Origin of the sequence: Limnohabitans sp., from assembly GCF_044361645.1 — a bacterium.
Classification (GTDB): Bacteria; Pseudomonadota; Gammaproteobacteria; order Burkholderiales; family Burkholderiaceae_C; genus Limnohabitans_A.
On the sequence record NZ_JBIKIL010000204.1, the window covers coordinates 1 to 3,400 of the forward strand.

Below are 3,400 nucleotides of genomic sequence, written 5' to 3' on the forward strand. Positions count from 1 at the left end.
GCGTGCCAGTGGATCGCCACGTCGCTTCGCTCCTCGCGATGACGGTTGAGGAGGGGCTCGCGATGACGGTTGTGGAGGGACTCGCGGTGACGGTTCAAGTCGTCATGGCGGTGGTCGTCCAGGTCGTCATTGCGAGCGAAGCGTGGCCATCCAGTCAAGCCGTCATGGCGAGCGAAGCGTGGCCATCCAGTCAATGGTGTGTTGTCCATCAGTCCCCTTTGCTCGCGGTTTGCAGTGCACGTTCGCGTGCAAACCCTGCTTCGAGCTGCGGCTTGCCCGACACATAGGCGCGCGGCCAGCTGATGTCTTTGAAGCCGATGCGCGCCGCTTCGGTCAATGTCCAAGCGGGGTTGGCCAAGTGCGGACGCGCCACGGCGCACAGGTCAGCGCGACCTGCGGCCAAAATGCTGTTGACGTGGTCGGCCTCGCTGATGGCCCCCACCGCCATGGTGGCGATGCCCGCCTCATGGCGGATGCGGTCAGCAAAAGGCGTTTGGTACATGCGCCCGTAAGTGGGTTTTTGCTGGGCGCTGACTTGGCCCGATGAGCAGTCGATCATGTCGGCCCCGGCGGCCTTGAAGGCGCGGGCGATCTCCACCGCATCGCTGGGCGTGGTGCCGCCTTCGACCCAATCGTGCGCCGAGATGCGCACCGTCATGGGCAAGTCTTGCGGCCAAGCGGCACGCATGGCCGAAAACACTTCGAGCGGGTAACGCATGCGGTTTTCCAACGGGCCGCCGTGCTCGTCGGAGCGCTGGTTGGTGAGTGGGCTGATGAAGCTTGACAGCAAATAACCATGCGCGCAGTGCAGCTCAAGCCAGTCAAAACCAGCTTGCACTGCGCGCAGTGTGCTGGCAACGAAGTCGGCGGTGACGCGGTCCATGTCGGCCCGGGTCATGGCGCGCGGCACATCGCCATGCGGCAGATACGGGATGGGCGAAGCGGCGATGAGCGGCCAGTTGCCTTGGGCGTCATCGGCAGGCACAGGGTGGTCCATGCCGGCGCCTTGCCAGGGGCGGCAGGTCGAGCCTTTGGGCCCGGCATGGCCGATCTGCAGGCCGATCTTTGCGTCAGATTTCAAATGCACCCAGTCGGTGATGCGTTTGAAGTCCTGCGTTTGGCTGTCATTCCACAAACCAGGGCAGCCGTGGGTGATGCGGCCATCGGCGCTGGGGGCAGTCATCTCCACCATCACCAGACCTGCGCCGCCCATGGCGCGTGCGCCCAGGTGCACCAAGTGGTCGTCGCCGACGCGGCCATCGTGTGCCATGTACTGCGCCATGGGTGACACCACGACACGGTTTTTGAGTGTCACTGTGCGCAAGCTGTAGGGCGTGAACATGGGGGGGCGCAAAGATGTGGCAACTTCGTTTGGGGCCGCTCGCCCAGCAAACCAAGCCTCGTAGCCTTCCAGCCAAGCCTTGTCGCGCAAACGCAGATTTTCGTGGCTGATGCGCTGGCTGCGGGTGAGCATGGCGTACATGAACTGCTCGGGCTCAAGCTGGTCGCAATAGCGTTCGCCACACACCTCAAACCAGGCCATCGCGTTCCAGGCCGCGTTTTGCAGCCGGATCACATCGATCTCGCGCACGGCTTGGTAGTGTTGGAGCACCGCGGGTATGTGCCCGGGCGTGTCGCCCAAAGCCTTGAACTGCCGAACCAACTCGATGGCGTCTTCAAGGGCCAGCTTGGTGCCCGAGCCAATTGCAAAGTGGGCGGTGTGCACCGCGTCGCCCATCAGCACCACATGGCTGTTGCCGTTGAAGTGCGACCAGTTGGCGCATTTGACGCGTTGAAAGTTGAGCCAGGCCGAGCCGCGCAGATGGCGCGCGTTGGACATGAGCTTTTCGCCTTGCAGGTTTTTGGCAAAGAGCTTTTCACAAAAGTCGATCGACGCGTCCGGATCGGCTTGGTCTAGGCCGTGGGCCAACCACACATGCTCGGGGCATTCGACAATGAAGGTGGAGGTCTGGTGGTCGAATTTGTAGACGTGGGCTGCAAACCAGCCGTGCTCGGTTTTTTCGAACAAAAAGGTGAAGGCGTCGTACTGGCGGTGGGTCCCCAGCCAAATGAATCGGTTGGGCCGGGTGACGATGTCGGGTTTGTAAATGTCGGGCGTGCGGCTGCGCACGCGCGAGTTGACGCCATCGCTGGCCACGATCAGGTCGGCATCGGGAAAGTCCAGGTCTGAATCCACGTCGTGCTCGAACAGCAGCTTGACGCCCACTTGCTCGCAACGTGCTTGCAAGATGTTGAGCAACTTCTTGCGCCCAATGCCCACAAAACCATGGCCACCGGAGCGGATCACACGGTCCTTGATGTGCAGCTCGATGTCGTCCCAATGGTTGAAGGCCTGCTCCACCTCGGCGGCGCTCTCACGGTCCCATTGGCGCATGTTGTCCAGCGTTTGGTCAGAAAAAACCACACCCCAGCCAAAGGTGTCGTAAGCCTTGTTGCGCTCGACTACGGTGATGTCGTGGTGGGCCCCCAGCTTTTTCATCAGCAGGGCAAAGTACAAGCCCGATGGGCCGCCCCCGATGCAGACAATCTTCATGTCGAATCCTTATCAGTCAAGCTTCAATAGTTGAAGCTTAAAATGATTGTCTAACGCAAAGCACAGCCTGTCATTGGTGTAAACCCCGGCGACCGAGCCGCCAAGGTCATGGCTTCAGAGCGTGCTGGCGCACTGGCGCACTGGCGCACTGGCACACTGGTTCGCTGGTTCGCTGGTTCGCTGGTTCGCTGGTTCGCTGGTTCGCTGGCGTGGGGGCCGCTTCAGCGCAAACCCTGGCCACTCGCAAACTCAGCCCGCTGGATCAGCTCGACCTTGTAGCCATCGGGGTCGGTCACAAAGGCGATCACGGTGCTGCCGCCTTTGACGGGCCCCGCTTCACGCGTGACGTTGCCGCCATTGGCTCGGATTTTTTCGCAAGCGGCATAGGCATCGGGCACGCCCAGGGCGATGTGGCCGTAGGCCGTGCCCATGTCGTAGCTTTCCGTGCCCCAGTTGTAGGTCAATTCCAGCTCGGCATGCTCCGGGTTGTTGCCGTAGCCCACGAAAGCCAGCGAATATTTGTACTCGGGGTTTTCTGATTTGCGCAGCAGCTTCATGCCCAGCACTTGGGTATAGAAGTCAATCGAGCGTTGCAGGTCGCCTACGCGCAGCATGGTGTGAAGCAGTCTCATGGTTTGTTTCCTGTGGGTGAGGGCATTTCAAAAACAAGGCAGGCCGTGCTGGCATGGGCGTAAAGCGTGCCGTCTGGCCCGATCAAGCGCGCCTCGGCGGTGGCCAGCTGGCGGCCGCAGTGCAGCACTTTGGCCATGGCCCGCACGCGCTGCACTTTGGGCGTGATGGCTTTGACCAGTTTCACGCTCAAGTCGGCCGTGGTGTAGCCCCGGC

At 61.6% G+C, this 3,400-nt stretch carries 4 protein-coding genes; all 4 read right to left on the reverse strand.

What is annotated here, in order from left to right; translation table 11 throughout:
• The coding region (locus ACIQ39_RS18990) for a hypothetical protein (RefSeq protein ID WP_396436143.1) at positions 1-209 on the reverse strand (209 nt) is incomplete at its 3' end.
• Positions 209-2,554 carry a bifunctional salicylyl-CoA 5-hydroxylase/oxidoreductase gene (locus tag ACIQ39_RS18995; protein WP_396436144.1) on the reverse strand — a complete coding sequence of 782 codons (2,346 nt, stop codon included), beginning with the start codon at positions 2,552-2,554 and terminating at the stop codon, positions 209-211. The genes ACIQ39_RS18990 and ACIQ39_RS18995, both read right to left, overlap by 1 nt.
• 221 nt (positions 2,555-2,775) lie before the next feature.
• Positions 2,776-3,186 carry a lactoylglutathione lyase gene (gloA, locus tag ACIQ39_RS19000; RefSeq protein WP_396436145.1) on the reverse strand — a complete coding sequence of 137 codons (411 nt, stop codon included), beginning with the start codon at positions 3,184-3,186 and terminating at the stop codon, positions 2,776-2,778.
• Positions 3,183-3,400 (reverse strand): PaaI family thioesterase (locus ACIQ39_RS19005; RefSeq protein WP_396436146.1); only part of this gene is annotated, 218 nt, incomplete at its 5' end. The genes gloA and ACIQ39_RS19005, both read right to left, overlap by 4 nt.

Bases quoted from the DNA above. Each gene is read 5' to 3' on its own strand.
- ACIQ39_RS18995 (WP_396436144.1), bottom strand. From the start codon at position 2,554: ATGAAGATTGTCTGCATCGGGGGCGGCCCATCGGGCTTGTACTTTGCC.
- gloA (WP_396436145.1), bottom strand. From the start codon at position 3,186: ATGAGACTGCTTCACACCATGCTGCGCGTAGGCGACCTGCAACGCTCG.